At 57.7% G+C, this 279-nt stretch carries 1 protein-coding gene; it reads left to right on the top strand.

Features of this window, described 5'->3' with window-relative positions; translation table 11 throughout:
* Nucleotides 1-279 (top strand): hypothetical protein (locus ABV409_RS16700; RefSeq protein WP_353878767.1); only part of this gene is annotated, 279 nt, incomplete at both ends.

Genomic DNA, 279 nt, shown 5'->3' with positions numbered 1-279 from the left:
GGACTCGGGAGGCACCATAGTTAGTGCGGATGCAGATCAGATCATCGTCGCAGGTTCCGATGGGGGCGCTTTGCTGACACAGGCCGACCTACAACCCGAATGGGCCAATGTACAGAACATCCCAGCAGACATCCTTGATGGAGACGCGGATACACAATATACCAACGGGGCCGGAATCGCATTGACCGGAACGACCTTCAGTATCGACGATACCGGGGCCACTACCGGGCAGATACTCGCATCCGACGGCGCGGGTGGGTTCAATTGGGTCGACGATCA

The organism is Flagellimonas algarum (assembly GCF_040513375.1).
GTDB lineage: Bacteria > Bacteroidota > Bacteroidia > Flavobacteriales > Flavobacteriaceae > Flagellimonas_B > Flagellimonas_B algarum.
The sequence above is the reverse complement of the archived record's forward strand: the minus strand, read 5'-3'. Positions and strand labels throughout refer to the sequence as shown.